Here is an 18989-nt window from a genome sequence, read left to right on the forward strand (position 1 = left end):
GTTAACCAATAATGAGACGGACCACTAGATGCTCCTCGCACACGTTCATCGTCCGGCCTGCTGCAGCGGACGGGAGGGGGCAAGTGGTGTTGCAGCCTGCCCCACACAGCCCGTCACCGCACGGCCTCGACGGGCCGCCGCCGCGGATCAGTCGACCGCCTCGATTGAGCAGGTCACAGCTGTCGCCGCGCCGACGCGACGTCACCATGAGGACCAACGATCCTCACCCAGCCTGTCGACACCGGCCCCGCTCATGGTCATCCAGGTCATCGCTCAACACACCCGCGCTGGGCACCTGTACTGCTGCGCGAGTATCTGCGGTTCGCGGTCCGCGAGCACGGTGTCGATCCTGCGCTGGGGGCGATGTTCCCGGTGATCGTCTTCGACCGGGACGCCGTTCTGCCGTCGGTGTACCGGGCGGGGGAGGTTGCCGGGGCGTTGGCCGAGGCGGGGAACCGTTCGCAGTCGCCGCTGCGGGATCGGGCGGTGATGCTGCTCGCGTCGCTGCTCGGGTTGCGATCGGGGGATATCAAGGGGCTGCGGTTCGACCAGATCGACTGGGCCAACCGTCGCCTCTCCATTCCCCAGCACAAGACGCGCCGACGGCTCGACCTGCCGCTTCCCGACGAGTGCGCGTTCGCGATCATCGACTACTGGAAGAACGAGCGCCCCGAGGTCGAGGACCCGCACGTGTTCCTGCGCCGCCGGGCCCCGCTGCAGCCTCCCGCAGCGGGTAACCACTTCCACCGGGTCGTGACCGGTGCCTTCGCCCGGGCCGGGGTCGAGGTATCCGGGCGACACCGCGGACTGCACGCGCTGCGGCATTCCGCGGCGGTCGGGATGCTCGAATCCGGGACCGCGTATCCGGTGATCGGCGCGGTGCTCGGACACGCCGCCGCGAACACCACCCGCCGGTACCTGCGGGTCGACGTGGCCCACCTGCGCCCACTGGCGTTGGAGGTGCCCGATGCCCGCTGAAATCACTCCCGACGGCGCGTTTCCCGAGCTGTTTCGCGAGTACGTCGAGTACAAGCGGAACCTCGGCTACGTCTACCCCCGCAGCCGGCTCTACCTGGTCAGAGCCCTGTCGAGGTTCCTGGCCGGATGGGCGACCGATGAGCCGGTGTTGACCCAGGACGCGGCCGAGGCGTTCGCCGCGCCCCGCGACGCAGAGGCCCCGGGCTCGGCCGCGGGACGGCGCGGGATCGCCCGCCAGTTCGCCCTGTTCCTGCGCTGGAAGGGCATCGATGCCTGGGTGCTGCCCGAGCGCTGCCAGCCGCGCCAGCCCAGCTCCTTCGCTCCCCGGATCATCACCGCCGAGGAGATGGCCCGGATCATCGCGTGCGCCGACGCGTGTCCCGCCTCGCGGTGCGGGCCGCAAACTCAGCCGGTCTACGCGATGCTGGTCCGCCTGCTGTGGTGCTGCGGGCTGCGGATCGGCGAGGCGCTGTCCCTACGGGTCGGCGAGGTTCACCTGACCGAGGCAGTCATCACCGTCCGCAAGGCCAAGCACAACCGGACCCGGCTGGTGCCGATGTCGCCGTCCCTGGCCGCGCACGCCCGCCGCTACTCAGCCGCGGTCGGGCTTGTCCCCGAAGACCCCGCGGCGTGGTTCTTCCCCTCCCCGCGCGGCGGCGCCTACAACCCCGTCTCGGCCACGGCGCACATCCAGACCCTGATGCTCGAGGCCGGCGTCACCACCGCCTCCGGTCGCGCTCCCCGCGCCCATGACCTGCGCCACTCGTATGCGGTGGCGGCCCTGGCGAAGATGCAGGCCGACGGGGTGGACGTGGGCGCGGCGCTGCCCGTGTTGGCCACCTTCATGGGACACGCCGACATCGTCTCGGCGGAGTACTACCTGCGCCTGGACCCGTCGGCCTGGGCCGGCATCGAGCAGGCCATGGCCGACACGTACGCGGGCCTCTTCCCACACGAGGCGGTGTGAGATGGCCACCGCCGTTCGTCCCTTCGCCGACATGCTGGCCCAGTTCCTGACCATCTACCTGCCGATCACCAGGGCCTGCTCTGCGAACACCGTGTCCGCCTACCGGGACGCGTTCACGCTGTTCCTGCGGTTCATCGACCAACAGCACGGCATCCCGCCGGACAGGGTCACCTTCACCGACTTCACCACCACGAACGTCGCGGCCTTCCTTGGTTGGCTGCGCACCGACCGGGACTGCTCCGCCGCCACCGTCAACCAGCGCCTGGCCGCGCTGAAATCGTTCTTCCGTTACGTCCAGGCCCACGTCCCCGAACAGATCGCCCAGGCCCGACAAGTCCTGTCAGTCAAGGCCGCCCACGCCCCGCAACCGGCCATCGGGTACCTGTCCGTGGACGCGGTCGGATTGCTGCTGCAGCACGCCGCCCGTCGCGGCCCCCGCGACCTGGCCCTGCTGACAACGCCCTACGACACCGCAGCCAGGGTCCAGGAGGTCTGCGACCTGTCCATCGGCGACCTGCGTCTGGCCAAACCCGCCAGCGCCACCCTGACCGGCAAGGGCCGCAAGACCCGGACCGTGCCCCTGACCCCGCAAGCCGCTCAGATCCTCACCGAGCACGTCCGCGCCCTGCCCGACGACCCCTCCGGGACCCTGTTCGTCAACAGGACCGGGCAACGGATCGGCCGAGCCGGGATCGCCTACCTACTCGCCACCTGCGCGCACACCGCGCACGCCGAACGGCCCGACCTGGTACCCGAGAAGATCTCCCCCCACGTGCTACGCCACTCGAAGGCGATGCACCTGCTGGAGAACGGCGTCAACCTCATCTACATCCGCGACATCCTCGGCCGCGCCTCCATCGTCACCACCGAGATCTACGCCAAGGCCAACCCAGAGGTGAAACGCCACGCCATCGAAACAGCCGCCGCGAAGACCCTCGGCCCAAGCCGCTACGACCACGCCGACCGCCAAGACCTGCTGGACTGGCTCCGCAAAGTCATCTGAGCACCGTTATGCGAAGAACCGAGGCACCGCCGAGCACCTGACCAGCACCAACGCCACCGGCCTCACATAACCGAGGACCTCACATCAGACGAGAAATCGCAGATCCAGGCGCTGGACCGGACCGCGCCGATGCTGCCGATACAGCCCGGCCGGCCCGAGCGCAGAACGCACGACTACAAGAGGAACGGCACCTCGACCCTGTTCGCTGCCCTGGAGATCGCGACCGGGAAGGTCACTGGCGCGTGCAAGCCGCGTCACCGCCACCAGGAGTTCCTCGCGTTCCTCAAGCAGGTCGCCCGCGCCTACCCCGAGGGCGAGCTGCACCTGGTGATGGACAACTACGCCGCCCACAAGAAGGCCGAGGTCCGAGCGTGGCTGGAGGCCAGCCCGAGGATCCAGGTCCACTTCACGCCGACCTCCGGGTCCTGGCTCAACCTCGTCGAGGTCTGGTTCGGGATCATCGAACGTCAGGCCATCCACCGCGGAACTTTCCGATCCGTCAAGGAGTTGAACGCGAAGATCCGAGGCTTCATCGAGGGATGGAACGATCGCTGCCACCCGTTCGTGTGGACAAAGGCCGCCGACGAGATCCTCAAGAAGGCGAACCGTCAGACCACCTCAAACACGAGCCACTAGGCAGGGCCCGCCTCACCGTGGGCGCATCCCCGTGGCGAGCGGCACGGGCCACCGGAGAGCCCGGTCGGCCCGCAGCTGGTCATCGAGCAGCGCCGCGACGTCGTCCGGGAACGGCGCCGTCCGACGGGTGGCCATGTCGACGCTCAGGCTCATCGACTCGAGGGTGTTGGACAGCTCGTGCCGGGTGACGTTGGCGAGGAACTGCATGAGGTGCAGGGCCTTGTCGGACCGGCCCAGCATCCGGAAGTGGACGGCCACCACGTCACCGACGTGGATCTCGCGCAGGTACCGGAGGTGGTGCTCCACCTCGAAGCTGCCCGCTGTGCCCTCGAGCGCGTGCTCCTCACCGAGACCGAAGTGGGACATGTGCTTCCACGCGGCCTCGTTGTGCAGCTCCATGTAGCGGACGATGTTCATGTGGCCGTTCGCGTCGGCGAAGTGTGCTGGCACGGCCTGCTCGTGAGCGCAGGGCAGCGCGCGAACCTCGTCGAACGTGGGGGTTGTCGTCGTCATGGTCCTCCTCGGCTGAGCCGCACGCTAGACGCTCGTGCGGCTCAGGCCAAGCGTCGGACTGACTGAGGCTGTGCTGCGCTCCAGTCATCGGGACCGTGAGCGGGTGTGTCCCAAGCCGTCTCAAAGTCCTTCCCCCGTCGTCTCTTGCCCCCAGACCGTGATCTCAGCACTGCGCTCCTCGTACTGTGCTGCCCACTCCTCGAGCAGACAAGGCGATGGAAGCCGTGGGGAACCGTCAACTCCGATCCTTACTGCGAGAGCCTCCCGACATCCTTGTTCATGGCCAGCAGCCGCGTAGTCACGTCCGAGTCGCCGTCGGCGAAACTGAGCGCTTTCCGCCGTTCTACGTACTCGGGCTCCCAGCCCTCTTGGAGATAGACCTGCCCCTCCAGGCCTGCCACTTCACACAATCCGGCAGCGTCAAGCAGCACCATGCCCCCGGCAGGGTAACGAACGAACGTGGAGCGTCGGCCGGCGCTGAAGTCCGTCGTCCGCCCGAGCGCGTCCACGAGCGAGAAGGCCATCGAGGTGTAGGCGTAGTGGTCCGGATCCCGCTCGACATCCCCTGAGATCGAGACGATCGGCGCCTGCACGCCGTCGCGGTCTACGTAGCCCCATTGGAAGAGACGGCCGAGCGCGAGCCCGTAGGTGAAGTTGATGCCGATTTCCGAGCCTGCCTGGACGCAGGCCCATTTCCAATGGTGGAACGCTGTCCAGTCGCGGGTCCCCCAAGAGTGATCGCGGTGGCCCGTGGTATCGAACGGGACGACGCGGTCGTGGATGGCGATCGTGCCGTGGACTCTCCCAGACTGCTCGAGTCGGTTGTCCGCGAAAAAGGCTGGGCAGCCGTCCTCGTTGTCGCGGTAGCTGAAGGCGGGTGTGGTGGCCTCGAACGTGTAGTCGAGTGTGACGCCTTCGTGGTCGAACGCCACGTGAGCTGTCCGGTGGGGCTCTCCGTGCTGCACGACGAGTGGTCCGACGGTCCAGTTGTCGAAGTCAGTGGCTGGGGAAACGTCGATTCCCTGGACGCTGAACTGACTCAGCCGCTCATCGTTGTCCCCAAAGACGAGGACGGTGCACCCGGCTTGGTGAGCCCCGTCGACCCACGTGTAGGCCAGTGCCGCGAGGCTCTCCTCGGGAATCGAGACCTGAAAGAAGAGGCTCTCGCGTGACAGAGCCGAGTTCTCCAACGTATGTCTCCGGTCGTCCGACATAGAGATGGACGGGCTGGTCAAGCCTTGGCGTGCTGCTGCGTCCTGCGACATCCCAGGTCTCCTTTGTGTTCCATGGGCGGACCTAGCACAAGCGCCCAGGGCCGGCACCAGCTGTCATGTTCGACTGTTGGATCGTTAACGGGCCGCTGCGCTCAGGGCGTCCCGCAGTCCGCCCATCACCTCTTTCCAGTCGCCCACCACGCCCAACGTTGACGCACGGAAGATGGGGGCGTCCTTGTCCTTGTTGACGGCGACAATCACCTTCGCCGACGCGCAGCCCATGAGGTGCTGGATAGCCCCGGAGATTCCAACAGCGAGGTAAAGGTCTGGTGCCACGGTCTTGCCCGTCATCCCGACCTGCAGGGCGCTGTCGACCCAACCGGCATCGCAGGCTGGGCGAGACGCGGAGACAACTCCCCCGAGAAGGTCGGCAACTTCTTGCAGCAGCTCGAAGCCCTCGGGGCCACCGATGCCGCTACCACCGGAAACGAGGACGTTCGCGGCCTTGATGTTGGCGACCGTGCCCTCGCGGCGGGTCAGCCCAGTGAACCGAGTCTTCGGTGTGGAGGAGAGGGACACCGTATGCCGAAGGACGTCGATGGCGGACCGGGTCGAGGGGGCTGCCCGTTCGTAGGCGCCAGGGCGCGGAACGATGACGTGCCGTCCGACCGCGGCCGCGACCGTCGCCACCGCGGCGCCGCCGTAGATGTGGCGACGGGCGAACAGGCCGTCGTCACGAAGCTGCACGTCCATCGCACCCTGTATCAGAGATGAGTTCAGCCGAAGCGCGAGCCGGCTGGATACTTCCTGTCCGAGCAGGGTGGGGGCCAGAAGCACCACGTCTGGTTCAAGTTCGGCGCACAACTGGGCCAGGGCCTCCGAATGGGCTTCGGGCCAAGGGTCCCCAAGGCCATCGCCCTCAAGCACGTGAACGGCGTCGATCTCCCACCCTTCGAGCTCGCGCGGCACCTCCCGACCGGACCCGACGACGACGCCGACCACGAGATCTCCGCCGACGGATTCCTGGATCTTTCCCGCCAACGTGACGAGTTCCCCGAGCTCCGGTTTGACGACCACGCCGTCGACCTCTGCGACGATCAGGATGCCGCTCATGACGCTGTCCCGCCCTTCTGTACCGATGCCATTCCTCGATCGAGGAGCAGGCGTGCAAGCTCCCTGCCAGCCACCTCTCCGCTTGCTGCCTCGACGAACTCGACGTGCGAGCTGACCACAGGGATTTCGATTCCCGTCACCGTCACAATCGGGCCCCCGGACTCTGGTACACCAAGGGTGGCGGCGTCGAGGTGTTGTGGACGTCGCCTCGCCGCCCCGAGTCGTTCCTTGACGGTGGGGTACCGCAGCTCCCCAAGCTCACTCGTCACCGTGACCACCGCGGGCAGGTCCGCCGCCAAGGACCGGCTGCCCTCGTCCGCAAGGCACTCCGCGTGTAGTTGACCGGCTTCCAGGCGCAGCGAACGCACGAGCGTCAGGCAAGCCATGTCCAGCTCCGCGGCAAGGATCTGAGGCACCAAGCCAGTACTCCAGTCGGAGGACTGGCGACCGCAAAGGATGAGGTCGGCGCCTCCGAGGTGCCGGATTGCGGCCGAGAGTGTCATGGCGGTGCGGCGCGAGTCCCACGGCCGCGCAGTGGGGTCCGCAACGAGCACGATGTCACCGACGAACGGCCCGACAGTGCGCTTGAGGACGTCCTCATGCAGGTCGGCTCCAGAGACCATGGCAGTGATCGCGATGTCGCTGTGATCGTCTCGGAGGCGCAGCGCAGCCTCGAGCGCCTGGAGGTCGAACCCGTTCGGGACGGGCTGGGGCCCCTCCTTCACCTCAACGTCTGGTCCCTCCGCGACGACCTGTAGAGACGTGGCGGGGATCATTGGATCGACAACTTCTTTGATGCATACGACGGCACGCACTGGCGCGACCTTCCTTCGTAGACGGGACCTCGATCGACTGGACCTCTCCTGAACTGCTTCTCTACGAGAGGCCGTGGTCCTGCGCGATCACATTAAACGCGTTCAGGCTGCTTCCTTGCCCCAGCCCGCCCCCGGAATGGAGGTTCGACGAGCAGATGTACAGATTGGGCACGTGGGTCCGGTACTTGGCCAGCTCCGGGAACGGTCGGAACCGGCCGAGCTGTGACGCGATCATCGAACCTTCGGTCCATCCGCCGTCGATCATGTCCGGATGCGTCTGCTCCACGTCATAGGGCGAGTAGAGACGGGTGCTGATGACGTTGTCCTTGGTCATGTTGGGCGCCAAGGACTGCCACTTCTCCAGCCATTGCTGGGTGAAGTCCTCCTTGAGCCGCGTCCATTCGCTCGGGGAGAACATGCGCGCTGGCGCGCAGAACTCTTCGACGAGGAACGTGTGCTTTCCCTCTGGGACCCGGGAAGGATCCCAGATGCTGTCCGCTGTTGCCATGACGTGCAGCTCCTGCGGAAACCCGAGCAGGAATATGTCGTGCGGGTACTTCGTCGTCATGTACTCAGCGTCCGCCGCGCCGGTGTACAGTCGCGGCTGCCGACCGATTCCGGGGTTGTGCTTCTCTGCGGTGTACTCAGGGAACTCGTGCACTGCGATGTTTCCCCACAGGATCTGACCGCGGTCGTAGCTGATGTTCCTGATGCGGCGCTTGATCCGATCCGAGATGCCGGCTCCTTCAAGCAGCCGTAGGTAGGTCTGCGGGACCCCCAGATCGGACACGACAATGCGGGCCTTGACCCTTGTCCCATCGGCCAGTTCGACCCCGGCTGCCTTGCCCGACTCGACCAGGACGCGAGTGACTTCGGTTCCGGTGTGGTACTCGACGCCCAGTTGGCGCCCCGCCGAAACGAGCGCATCGGTGATCGCCTGTGTCCCGCCCTTGGCCAGAGCCGTGGGCTCGAGGGACAACGTGGAGACAAGGAAGTGGAGCAGTCCCTCCAGACCGATGGTGTCATCGGCGTAGCACCCTGCAGAGGTCGCTGCTTCGCGCATGAAGATGGTGCGCATCTCGTCGCTCTCGAAGAAGTCCTTGGCGAGCTGGCTCAGCGACATGAACATGTGCACGGGCTCCAAGAGGCTACCCTCCACCCCGAGCAGTTCCTCGAGGGCGTCCTGAGTCCCCCAGGGCGGTGGCGGGGAGTACTTGTACCTGCTCAGTGCGGGCCGCCAATGGGTACGGTATGCCTCGACGTATCGCAGGTAGGCATCGGCGTCGTGGGCCGAGAACCGTGCGATCTGGTCGTACGTCTTCTTGACGTTGTCCGGGGCGTACTCGGTCGGTGACGGGTTCTTCGGATCAACCGCCCGATGCGCGGCATAGCCGATGTAGCTCGTGTCATCGTCGAAGATGGCTCCCACCTCTTGGGCGGATCCGGCGTACTGCTCAGGGAAGAGATACTCCAGGCCGTGAGACGCAAGGTCGAAGTCCTTGTTCGCCGGGTGAGTATAGAAGCGGATCAAGTGCGCGCAGAAGTCCTGTCGGAAGCCGGGGGCTGGCCCCTCCTCGCTGCCGGCACCTCCGCCGAGTGCGGTGTGTGCTTCGAAGACGCCGACTTTGAGGCCGGCCCTGGCCAAGTAGCACGAGATGACCGTGCCATGGTGACCGCCACCTATGACCACTGCGTCGTACTCTGTCCCGCCTGTCGTCGTTGACATTGCCTGCCCCTCTTCTAGGAGTCGTGGTGGAACTGCCAGGCCCTGATCAGCCACTGAGACAGGCTGGGCATTGGACCGGTTCTCACGCTAGGGGCCGTGTCATTAAATGTCAACCATTTGTTTTGATCGACCATACTGGCCAGCATCGCAGCACGTTGCGACCGCGCGAGGACAGTGTCTCTGGGCACGGGAACGCCAGACCGAGCGCCGTGTCGTCAGGCCGACGTGGGAGCGAAGCCAGCTGCGCCCTCCGCCTACACGCGAAAACGCAACTCTGCGATCCCCAGCGTGGGGCTTTGAACTTGCTCTCCGCGCCGCCAGAAGCAGAGTGCGATCGCTCTAGTTGGCGTGTCCGGACGAGGTCGCTTGCGATGCAGCCTCTGGGTCCAGCGGAGAGTCTTCCTGCCGAGCGGCCGCTTTGGCGTGCTGCGCAGTGTCATTCAGCACGTCGAGAAGCGGGTGTTCCGATCCTCGGACGTGGTCGGTCATGAGATCGTAGGCCAGTCGAGGATCGCGATCCTCGATTGCGGCGCAGATCCGTGCATGATCGTCGATCGCTGCCTGACGGGCGGAGCGCGAGTCGTAGCGGGCGCGTCTCGCCGAGGAGACCATCGCGTCCCCACGGGCCTGCATGAAGGCCGAAAGGAGGACGTTGTGGGTCGCACCCACTACCGCGTTGTGCCACTCCTTGCTCGCCTCTAGGTAGCGGGCGGTGTTGTCGATAGCAGCGAGCGTCCGCCGATGCTCAGAGTGAAGGAGGTCCAGGTCTGCGTCGGTGCGGTCGGCGGCAGCGAACGCGGCACACCATGGCTCGAGAATCTCACGCATCTGCCGGAGGGTCGGATGATCATCGTCCCAACCATGGGACTGGAGGAAGATCTCGAGCGAGGAAACGAGATCGCTCGGCGTTGGCCGGGATACGACGGAGCCCCCGTTGCGACCAGTCTTGGTCACGATGAGGCCCTGTTGCTTCAAGATCGCGAGTGAGTCCCGCACGGCTGCTCGACTGAGCCCACTCTGCTCGACCAGCGTTCTCTCAGGCGGAAGCGACTCGCCCTGAGGGAACTCACCCCGCAGGATCTTGTCCCGGAGAATGTCGGCGAAGATCTCAGAAGCCTTAGGCACATCCACGGGCCCGATGGCCCCCACGGCGCCGTTGGACATCGTCATACCCCCAGTCCCACCGTCGACCTCCGGGTCTCCGGTCACGGTCCCTCCTCGCTCTTAGCTGCTGAACGCTCCCTTGAGCACACCGTAGCGCCAACCCTCGGCCAAAGCATTGACCTTTTGGTCGGACAGATTTAAGGTCAACCACAATCCACGCCATCACCAAGCCGCAATGAAGGGGCAGGATGCGAGATGCCGCGCAGGCGACTCACGAGCGCCTCGACGCCACGGAGCTCGTCCGCGCAATGCGCGCGGCGGGTGTCATCACCGCGGCAGCGCAGTTGCGCGCACTCTCCGCACGGCCGATCGGCATCGGGCACACCGCTGACACCTTGCTCGTGTCGCTCGTCTGGTCGCACCCGGGGGAGGGTCCCCAAACGCTCGTCGCCAAGGTTCCTTCGGCGGACGCTGTGTCGGCACAGACGGCCGGGGCCCTCGGGCTCTACGAACGCGAGTCGCGGTTCTACGCCGAGCTAGCACCGAGGACGGCGATCAACCTGCCACGCTGTCTTGGGATGATGGACCACGATGGTCAACCGTCGTCCGCGATCCTCCTGGAGGACCTGTCGGAGCTGTCCCCGCTAGACCAGCTCGCCAGTGCGCCGATGGAGACGGTCCGACGCATGCGGCATCAGCTGGCGACCCTTCAGGCACCGTTCTGGGATGACCCCGCTACTGCCTCACTTAGCTGGTTGCACCGACGTCTCGGTGTGCCGATTCCCGGCATCCTTCAGCGAATGCACCGCTCTTGGCGGCTGACCCGGGACTACCTCACGGACGGGTTCGACCGGGCCGAGCGCGACGTCATCGACCGGTTCGTCGCGGGCGCAGGGGATTGGGCAGGGTCACTGGACGGACCGTTCTCACTCACGCATCACGACTTTCGGATCGACAACATGCTCTTCGGGGAAGACCGGGTCGTCGTCCTCGATTGGCAGACGGTCGGTTGGGGTGCGCCGATGTTCGACGTGGCCTACCTGCTCGGGACGTCGCTCGACCCACACATCAGGCGGGCGGTGGAGCGGGAGGAGATCGGCCAGCATGTGACCGAGCTCTCGGCCCTGGGCGTGCGATGGGATGCCGACGAGGCCTGGGAGGCCTACCGACGCGCGAGCTTCGCGACACTGCTGATGCTCGTGCCCCCGGCCGGCAGCGTCAAGCGGACTGAGCGGGGGGACGCCATGTTCCGACACCTGCTACGGCAGGGCGCCCGGATGGCGCTGGACCTCGACGCCGTGGAGTTCCTCCCGGACGTGGTCCCGTGATCAGCATCTGGGACGACCTCCCCCTCCACCAGACGCCGGCAACGCTCGACCAGCCGGCGACGAGCGATCCAGCGACCTATGAGCGCTACTACTTTGGCTTCTGCTCCATCGACGGTGAGGCTGCAGTGGGCCTGGTCGTCAACCTGCACCCCAACAAGGGACTCATCGATGCGGGCTTCAGCGTCTCCCGTGGTGGCCGTCACGAGTCTCTGTTCGCGTCGGACCATCTTGGCGTGGACAGGGCCGACTTGATCTGCGGACCGATCCGGCTGCAGCTCCTGGAGCCCATGCGGCAGTTGCGGATCAGCGTCGACGGGCCAGAGTTCGACGCGTCGATCACCTTCGCGGCACTCACTCCTGCCATCCAGGAGGATCGCGTCACCCGGCTGCGGTCAAATCGCATCGTGCAGGACCGCTCCCGGTACGCCCAGATGGGGGAGGTGCGCGGCACCGTGACCAGCCCGCTCGGCAAGCTCGAGCTCACGTGCGACGGCTGGCGAGGGCACCGCGACCACAGTTGGGGGATCTGGGACGCGCCCAAGGAGCATGCCCAGGACACCAAAGAGACGAGCACGTCCTTCTTCTGGCTGATCGGCAGCTTCGACGACTACGCCGTCCAGGCCGTCACCCACCAGGATGCCGCCGGTGTCCCCTACGGCGCGTATGCCGCGGTCGTCCCCACACTTGCCCGTGGCGCCGAGCTCGCCGGCCCGGGCGCGCTGCAGCAGGCGCGCCCAGTGGAGAGCGTGCAACCGGAGTTCCCGGCGCGCTCGTGGCACTTCACGACGGCCCTGGTCAGCATCGGCACGGCCGAGGCGAAGACGGAACGGATCCACTTGGAGAGCATGCACGAGATGCTGCCCCGAGCGGTCACCTACGGCCATCCCTCGTGGGTTTCCGGCCACGTCTATCCCGAGCTTCCCCACGTCGTGCGCGACTCCTGGTCGCTCCGCGACGAGGACCTCACCGCCCGGATCAACCACCGCGCCCTGCAGTTCGTGCGAATGTCCCGCGAGGATGGCGCGATCGGCTACGGGGTGGTCGACCAGTGTCTCAGCGCAGTACGTAAACACCACACTTCCCGCGCGTAGGGCGCGGGCGGAACAACCGGAGGTCCCCATGTCCCCACTGACCGAGCCGACAGCAACCGGCTCAACCCTGTTCGAGCCCGTTGGCACGGGCCTGAACGTCTACGAGTCCCCGGCTGTGGTCGAGGGCGTCGTAAAGTGGCTCGACTCACCCGAGGACGTCATCGCGTTCGTCGATGGGGGCAGGGATGTCAGCGACGTCGTCGTGGTCGCTCGTGGCGGCACGACGACGTTCCTCGCCATGGCGCTGAACGCCGGGGTCGCCGGTGTCGTGACCCTTCAGGGAGCGCCGGAGAGCCACCTGGGCATTGTGAGCCGTGAGTTCGGGATTCCATGCATCATGTCGGTGACCTTCGACAAGGGCGTCCGTTCCAGTCGCGGCGAGGTCATCCCGGCCGACGGGGTGCGCGTGCGTCTGGATGTCTCGTCGCGGCCCCACGGCACGGTCTACGTCGAGCAGGGCGCGCCCGTGGACGACGCGCCGCCGGCGGAGGGCGGTCCCGCCATGACGCCCGAACAGCTTGCCCAGATCCAGCTGCTCCTCGAGAAGTTCGGCGGCGTCGTCCCTCACGGTTCCGAGGGCGACGCGGTCATGCGTGCCGACATGAGAACGCGTGTGCTCTACGCCGACCGTGACGACCTGCACCGTGACCTGACGGTCGAGGAGGTCAACGAGGCGATCAAGTACTACACGTGGAACGAGTGGGATGCACTGGCAGCTCGAGCGACCGAGGGCGAGTCGGGGCTCATCCCGCGCCAGGAGTACGAGGCAATGGGCATCATGAACTGTTGGTTCATGCACCCCACCTGGCTTCGTGTCATCGAGGACCGAATCGGCATCGACCGGATGATCGAGATCGGGGAGATCGGCCGCCGGGAGATCGGCACCAAGATCAACATGCTGCACCTCTGGGCACTCGCCACAGCCACCAGCTTCGGCCGCGGCATCGCCCTGGAGCTCAACCTCCACGACATCAACTACAAGGCGGATACCGTCCGAGACACGTTCGGCATCGTCCGCCGGCTCTACTCCGGACTCTGGGGTGAAGGCCCCTACCTCGCGTCGATGCGCGGGTTCAAGGCGCCGATTCTCGACCCCTCATGGATCGATCGCTTCGTCGCCGACAGGATCCCGCTCGACGACGAGGCGGCGCGCTCTGCTTTCCAGCGCTTCAACGGATCGGCCGAGCTGATGGGCTTTCTGCTCCACTTCGACAACAGGCTGGGGCTGGGCGACACCGGGCCGTACCCTCTCCCGGACGGCGGCTTCGTCCTGGTGCGCGACCTCTTCACCAACGAGCCGGCTTTCCCCTGGTCCGACGTCGCCGAGGGCCTGCCGCACGCCTTCACCGTCGCGATGTTCTTCGACGCGCCGAGCGGCCTCGAGACCCGCATGACCGACCTGTCAACGGTGTTCACGACGCCGGCCAACTACCTCCCGTTCGTCAAGGGGGTCGCGGTGTACTCGCGCGAGAAGTGGGATACGCCGATGTCGGAGCTGCGCACCCTGTCGATAGACGACCTGGTCCGGCTGCGCACGACGATCGACGAGAAGTCGGCGGCGCTCTACGCCCGGATCGCTGCCATGAGCCAGCGGGAGAAGATCGAGGCCGGCGCGGTGGTCTACACCGCGGGCTTCGCGGTGTCCGTCGCTCGCGCCGCGGGCCTCTACGACGAACTGGTCGAGTCGCACGACTTCCTCGGGATCCACCCCGCTGTCAGCGCGTGTTACGACACGATCATCAGCGGCGTGGCCACCGAGATGATCCCGCGCCTCTTCCTCACCGGCTCATGGGGCAACCCGGTGCCAGCCGACATCCCGCCAGCCACGTCTGACCCTGACGAGTTCGCGGTGCTCCAGGCCCTTCGGGTGCGCGGCTTCGCAGACACGGAGGCAGTCGTCCAGAGCACTGGGCTCGAGGCACAGACGGCCGAGAGCATCCTTGCCGGAACTGTGGAGCGGGGGCACGTGCGCCGGCGCGACGGGCGGATCTCAGGATATTCGCTGACGCCTGCCGGCAAGGCGCGGCACGTCCTTCTACGCAGTGCCAACGTCAGCAAGGCGGACGCCGCCGCCGTGTCGGAAGCCTTCGATGCGTTTCTTGAGCCGAACAGCGAGTTCAAGGCCCTGACCACCCAATGGCAGCTCGACAAGAGCGGCGGAGAGGATCAGTTGATCGTTGCCCAGCTCGAGCGCCTTCACACTTCGGTGCTCCAGGTCGTCGACGAGGCGGCCGCGGTCCAGCCACGCTTCTCCGGCTATCGCGCTCGGTTCCAAGCAGCCTTGGACGCCTTCCGAGGCGGCGACCGGGATGCGCTCGCCAAGCCGCTCAGCGGGTCCTACCACGACGTGTGGATGGAACTCCATGAAGACCTCCTGGTCACGCTTGGTCGCGAAAGGACGGAACACGACGGGTAGTCCGCCACCCGGGTCAGACGGCCCGCCGAGGGAATCGGCGGGCCGGGGGTGTGCTGCACCTGTTCCGTGTCAAGCGGCCTTGGGTCAGAGCGCGGCCATCAAGATCGAGCAGACCATAGTTGCAGTCTCGCGGGGAGCCAGGCCGATGTCGGGGCCGTCCACGTGCCGAAGCCATGGATCCTTCCCTCAACGGTGAACGCGACATCGCAGAGGTCCGGTAGTGGACCATGAGCTACGGAAGAACGTTGAGCAGCTGCGCATGCACGTGAGGCTGATGCTCGGCGAGTTTGTCAACGTGGAAGGTCTTCGCGTTTCCTGCCACAACTCTTCACCCGAGCACGTGCCATGCAGTCGCCGAACGGGACGTTGTCGCCAGTGGAGGGGCGCCCGGTGAAGACGAGCACCGACCCCAACTGTGCCTGCGTTACGAAGACCATGGCTTGCACGTTGACCGCCGTGCCAATTCCCGAGGGCGTCAATGTGGTGGCGCAGCCCCGTGTCGAGCTCGCCGCTCCATCCGCTCTCGAGGTACTTGTGGCACGCGGGAACGCTGAGCGTGGAACCCCGAGGGACATTTGAAGCGAACGAGGTCATCTCCGCGCGAGCTACTTCTGCTTCCCAGCAGGCCGCGGGACTCGCGTGGGCCCATATCGCGCTGGTACTCGAAGGAGTGGATGCCTGGCATCAGAACCCAGCTTCTAGCACTTGGCTCAGCAACTCTTGAGGATGGGAAGGTGACAGGAGCCGCTCGGAACTGCGAAGCGATGGTCGTCCCCTTCCCCTCGGGACCCGCGATCAGGGGCGTCCGAATCCAAAGATGATGGTGACCGACGGCGACGGGCCACCATCATTTATTGACTTCAGGTGGGGTATCACGCGGAGTGTTTGGCCGCCAGAGCACGATGAAAGAGCGCGGACGCTTGCGCGCGGTTCGCGACTCCGAGCTTCCGCAGGATCTGCTGGACGTGGCTCTTGATTGTCTCCTCGCTGACGTAGAGCCGGGCTCCGATCTGGGCGTTGGTCAATCCCACTGCCACCAGCCGCAGCACCTGCAGCTCCCGCTTGGTCAGGCTGTTCCACCACTCACCGGAAGGGCCGTCCTCGGACGTCGGCGACGATGTCGGTCGGGCCAGCAAGCCGTCCAGGACGGCGCCCACGGTCTGGGCGAACAGCGACAGCAGGTCTCGGTCGAACCCGTCCAGAGCGGTCTGCTCAAGGCTGCCGTCGAGATGGATGAGGCCGACCACATGGTTCTTGGCCACGACCGGGGCGACTACGTAAGAGGTCGACTGGGTGACGACGATGATGTCCGGATGCACGCGCGGGTTTCCCGCGACGTCGAGGACCAGCAGGCTGCGCCGGTTGCGGACCGTGTCCACCTCCAGCAGCTCACGCACGTGTCGGTATGGGGGGCCTCCGGCCTCGAGTGCCCTTCTTGCGTTGTCGCGGCCGCGCAGCGAGTACATGGACCGCGGCACCCACTTCTCGTCCCTGACCCAGGAGAACATTGAGCGCTCGTACCCGAGTCGTGTGACCTGCAACGGAACCGACTCGATGAAGTCGTCCAGGGTGCTCGCTGTCCGAAGGGCGCCGAGGCTCGCGCCCAGCCTCGTCACCATCGATCGCTGGCGCGCGTACTGCTCTGCCAAGACGTCTGCCCTTGCCCGGGCGAGTTCGCTCAGATGCTGAGCCACGCCTTTGCTGCCGCCCGCTGCCACCTTCTGCTCCAGGTCATCAAGGCGGGCCAGGAGCTCGGTCCGATCCGCGGCGAGCTCGGCAGTCTGGGATGGGGCGTCTCCGATAGCGCGAGAGACGGACTCGATCGTGCGCACTGCGGCCTCGACGATCGTCTCCTCGATCTTGCGAGTGTCCATGGGCCTCCGTCCGCCGTCGGGCAGAGGCCGGACCTCCCCCGAAGGGGGGAATTGGAGGCGTCCTTGCCCGGAGAACCTTGACTCATTTTGTGACCGGGAACACGATGCGTCAATGGCCCGACCATTTGCAGGATCTGCCGTCGGGTCTGACCACATCGAGGAGGACACGTGAGCACAGAAAGCAACGCCCGGCTCATCGGCACCGGGATCAAGGCCTTCCAGACCAGCCAGCGGGCCAAGGGGACGATCCGCTTCCTCGACTCGCCGGACGAGGTTCTGGACTTCATCGACGGGCCGGATGTCGAGACCTCGGTGATCATCTCCAGAGGCGGCACGACGACCTTCATGTCCCCGGTGCTGATGGCGGGATGCGCCGGGCTCATCACCCTGCAGGGCGCGCCGGAGAGCCACCTCGGGATCCTGTCGCGCGAGTTCGGTATCCCCTGCGTCATGTCGACCCAGTTCACCGAGGGTATCCAAACGGTTCGCGGCGAGACCATCCCCGCGGACGGCACGCTCGTCGAGCTCGACGTCGCCGGTGATCAGGGCCAGGTCCTCCTGGTCGAGAACTGAGGCGTGAACGCCCTATGAGTGATGACGCCGCCGACACCGGACAAACGCGTGCCGTGCTGAAGGTGAACCACCAAGCGACTGGAGTAGGAAATGACTGAGATTGACGTCCAGCAGTACCTGAGCGCATGGCTGGGAGAGGTCCCTCAAGGCACGCCCGGGCACGAGCAGATGCGCAGTCGGCTCAAGGTGCCGTTCATCGACACCACAGGCGAGAACGTCCGCAGGGATCGACTCACCGCCGACGAGGTGAACAGCTGGCTCGACTATGCGGGCTGGAACCTGTGGGACTTCATCCTGGGCCGGGCGTCGGAGGGCGAGTCAGGGCTGATCCCGCGGCAGGAGTACGAGACGATCTCGTTTGTCCAGCAGTGGAATCACTATCCAAAGTTCATCAGGATGCTCACCGACGAGGTCGGCGCGGACGGCATCGTCGAGCTGGGAAGGACCTCCCGCCGGGAGGTTGGCACCAAGATCAACGTCACCCGCAACTGGGCGGCCTCGGTCTGCCCGATCCTGGGCCGAGGGATCGGTATCGAGCTGGGCCAGGACAATCCCGACTCGCGACGCGAGGACCTCGATGCGATCATCCAGTTCGGGCGGCGGCTGCAGAACGGCACCTGGGGCGACGGCCCCGGCTTCGTCTCGGCGCGCGGGTTCAAGGTCCCGGCGCTCGATGAGGACGTCCTGCAGCAGCTGGTGGCGCAGGTTCAGCCGCTCGACGATCCGGAGGAGTTGCGGGCCTTCCGCCAGTTCAACGCCCGTACCGAACTCTTCGGATTCATGCTCCATTACGACTGCAGGGCGGGGATGGCCGACACCGGACCCTACCCACTCCCCGACGGTCGGGTGGCCATCGTGCGGGATCACTTCCTGAACGAAACCGCGTATCCCTGGGCTGGCGTCGCCGAAGGACTGCCGTACTGCGTCACCGAGGTGCTGGTCTTCCCGGCGGACAAGGTGCAGATTGTCGTCACCGAGATCCAGACGACGTTCTCCAAACCGTCGAACTACCTGGACTTCCTCGAGGGCGGTGTCATTTTCGCCCGTGACCGGATCGACACGCCAATGTCGGAGCTGCGGGTGGTGGACCAGGCGGAGCAGACTCGGATCTCCGACCAGTGCCAGAAGGGCACCATGGCCATGTACCGCGTGCTCGCGAAGAAGTCCTTCGAGGAGAAGGTCCGCGACGGCGTAATGGTATACACGCGCGAGTTCCTCCTGCCCCACGCGAGCCGACTCGGCATCTGGGACAAGTTCGTGCGTGAAGGGTTCGACGAGTTTCAGCCCAATACAGAGGCAGCGTGGCCTACCTTGACCAGCCCACGGGCGGCCGAGATCCTGACACCTGTCCTCCTCTTCGGCAAGGGCTTCCCGCACGTCTCCGACGAGTGAGCAAAGTGACCACAAGGCAAGGCCCCCGCCGGTCGACCTGACCGACCTCGGGCCCTTCATTGAGGGCAGGGAGCATGAGGTATTCCGGAGCTGCGAGAACAGTGCCGACGGACAAGGGGGCGACGCCGGGCATCATCGGGCTCCATGGTCAGGCAAGCAGGGTGGCCGGTATCGGCTACTCGGCGTGTGGGGGCTTGGACGCCCTGCTGGCGACCCTAAGCCTCGATCCGTGGAGGTGCCGGGCGG

15 protein-coding genes and 1 pseudogene are annotated in these 18989 nt (G+C 66.1%); 9 read left to right on the forward strand and 7 right to left on the reverse strand.

All coding sequences use genetic code 11. The features are described from left to right. The first annotated feature begins 372 nt into the window (after positions 1–372). The 4 genes and pseudogenes from N864_RS10030 to N864_RS10045 form a co-directional block, all read left to right on the forward strand. The gene (locus N864_RS10030) at positions 373–978 is read left to right on the forward strand and encodes a tyrosine-type recombinase/integrase (RefSeq protein WP_162164523.1); all 606 of its coding nucleotides are present in this window, start codon (positions 373–375) and stop codon (positions 976–978) included. After that, positions 968–1945 carry a tyrosine-type recombinase/integrase gene (locus N864_RS10035; protein WP_034716067.1) on the forward strand — a complete coding sequence of 326 codons (978 nt, stop codon included), beginning with the start codon at positions 968–970 and terminating at the stop codon, positions 1943–1945. Before N864_RS10030 ends, N864_RS10035 begins: the two co-directional genes overlap by 11 nt. A 1-nt stretch (position 1946) precedes the next feature. Next, positions 1947–2948 (forward strand): tyrosine-type recombinase/integrase, encoded by a 1002-nt coding sequence (locus N864_RS10040; protein WP_034716069.1) that lies wholly within the window; start codon positions 1947–1949, stop codon positions 2946–2948. 60 nt (positions 2949–3008) lie between these two features. After that, a pseudogene (locus N864_RS10045) lies at positions 3009–3584 on the forward strand (IS630 family transposase); the annotation flags it as partial. A gap of 12 nt (positions 3585–3596) precedes the next feature. On the opposite strand, the gene N864_RS10050 reads toward N864_RS10045, so the two are convergent. The 6 genes from N864_RS10050 to N864_RS10080 form a co-directional block, all read right to left on the reverse strand. Beyond that, positions 3597–4097, reverse strand: a complete 501-nt coding sequence (locus tag N864_RS10050; protein WP_034716074.1) for a thioesterase family protein — start codon at positions 4095–4097, stop codon at positions 3597–3599. A 248-nt stretch (positions 4098–4345) separates the two neighbouring features. Then, entirely contained in the window at positions 4346–5362 is a 1017-nt protein-coding gene (locus N864_RS10055) for a DUF7064 domain-containing protein (protein WP_034716076.1), read from the reverse strand. Between the two features lie 84 nt (positions 5363–5446). Next, entirely contained in the window at positions 5447–6424 is a 978-nt protein-coding gene (locus tag N864_RS23625; protein ID WP_051518422.1) for an electron transfer flavoprotein subunit alpha/FixB family protein, read from the reverse strand. Further along, positions 6421–7200, reverse strand: a complete 780-nt coding sequence (locus tag N864_RS10070) for an electron transfer flavoprotein subunit beta/FixA family protein (protein ID WP_034716083.1) — start codon at positions 7198–7200, stop codon at positions 6421–6423. The genes N864_RS23625 and N864_RS10070 overlap by 4 nt, the downstream gene beginning before the upstream one ends. A 100-nt stretch (positions 7201–7300) precedes the next feature. Further along, on the reverse strand, positions 7301–9019 hold the full coding sequence (locus tag N864_RS10075; RefSeq protein ID WP_155892895.1) for a phytoene desaturase family protein: 1719 nt from the start codon (positions 9017–9019) through the stop codon (positions 7301–7303). A gap of 285 nt (positions 9020–9304) precedes the next feature. Beyond that, positions 9305–10174 carry a FadR/GntR family transcriptional regulator gene (locus N864_RS10080; protein ID WP_051518423.1) on the reverse strand — a complete coding sequence of 290 codons (870 nt, stop codon included), beginning with the start codon at positions 10172–10174 and terminating at the stop codon, positions 9305–9307. A 143-nt stretch (positions 10175–10317) separates the two neighbouring features. On the opposite strand from N864_RS10080, the gene N864_RS10085 reads away from it, so the two are divergent. Genes N864_RS10085 through N864_RS10095 form a run of 3 tightly spaced genes read left to right on the forward strand, consistent with a single transcriptional unit; the run spans position 10318 to position 14904 of the window. Next, positions 10318–11397, forward strand: coding sequence for an aminoglycoside phosphotransferase family protein (locus tag N864_RS10085; RefSeq protein WP_034716087.1), 1080 nt, complete (start codon positions 10318–10320; stop codon positions 11395–11397). Further along, positions 11394–12488, forward strand: a complete 1095-nt coding sequence (locus N864_RS23630) for an Rv3169 family protein (RefSeq protein ID WP_051518424.1) — start codon at positions 11394–11396, stop codon at positions 12486–12488. The genes N864_RS10085 and N864_RS23630 overlap by 4 nt, the downstream gene beginning before the upstream one ends. Before the next feature lie 28 nt (positions 12489–12516). Next, positions 12517–14904 (forward strand): PEP-utilizing enzyme, encoded by a 2388-nt coding sequence (locus N864_RS10095; RefSeq protein WP_051518425.1) that lies wholly within the window; start codon positions 12517–12519, stop codon positions 14902–14904. Positions 14905–15776: 872 nt separating this feature from the next. On the opposite strand, the gene N864_RS10100 is transcribed toward N864_RS10095, so the two are convergent. Further along, a complete protein-coding gene (locus N864_RS10100) occupies positions 15777–16778 on the reverse strand; it encodes a helix-turn-helix transcriptional regulator (RefSeq protein WP_034716089.1) in 1002 nt (333 codons plus the stop codon). 168 nt (positions 16779–16946) lie between these two features. Between N864_RS10100 and N864_RS10105 the strand changes: the two genes are divergently transcribed. Beyond that, entirely contained in the window at positions 16947–17351 is a 405-nt protein-coding gene (locus tag N864_RS10105; protein WP_034716091.1) for a PEP-utilizing enzyme, read from the forward strand. Between the two features lie 90 nt (positions 17352–17441). Then, positions 17442–18743 carry a hypothetical protein gene (locus N864_RS10110; protein ID WP_034716093.1) on the forward strand — a complete coding sequence of 434 codons (1302 nt, stop codon included), beginning with the start codon at positions 17442–17444 and terminating at the stop codon, positions 18741–18743. The last annotated feature ends 246 nt before the right edge of the window (positions 18744–18989 follow it).

This window comes from Intrasporangium chromatireducens Q5-1 (assembly GCF_000576575.1).
Classification (GTDB): Bacteria; Actinomycetota; Actinomycetes; order Actinomycetales; family Dermatophilaceae; genus Intrasporangium_A; species Intrasporangium_A chromatireducens.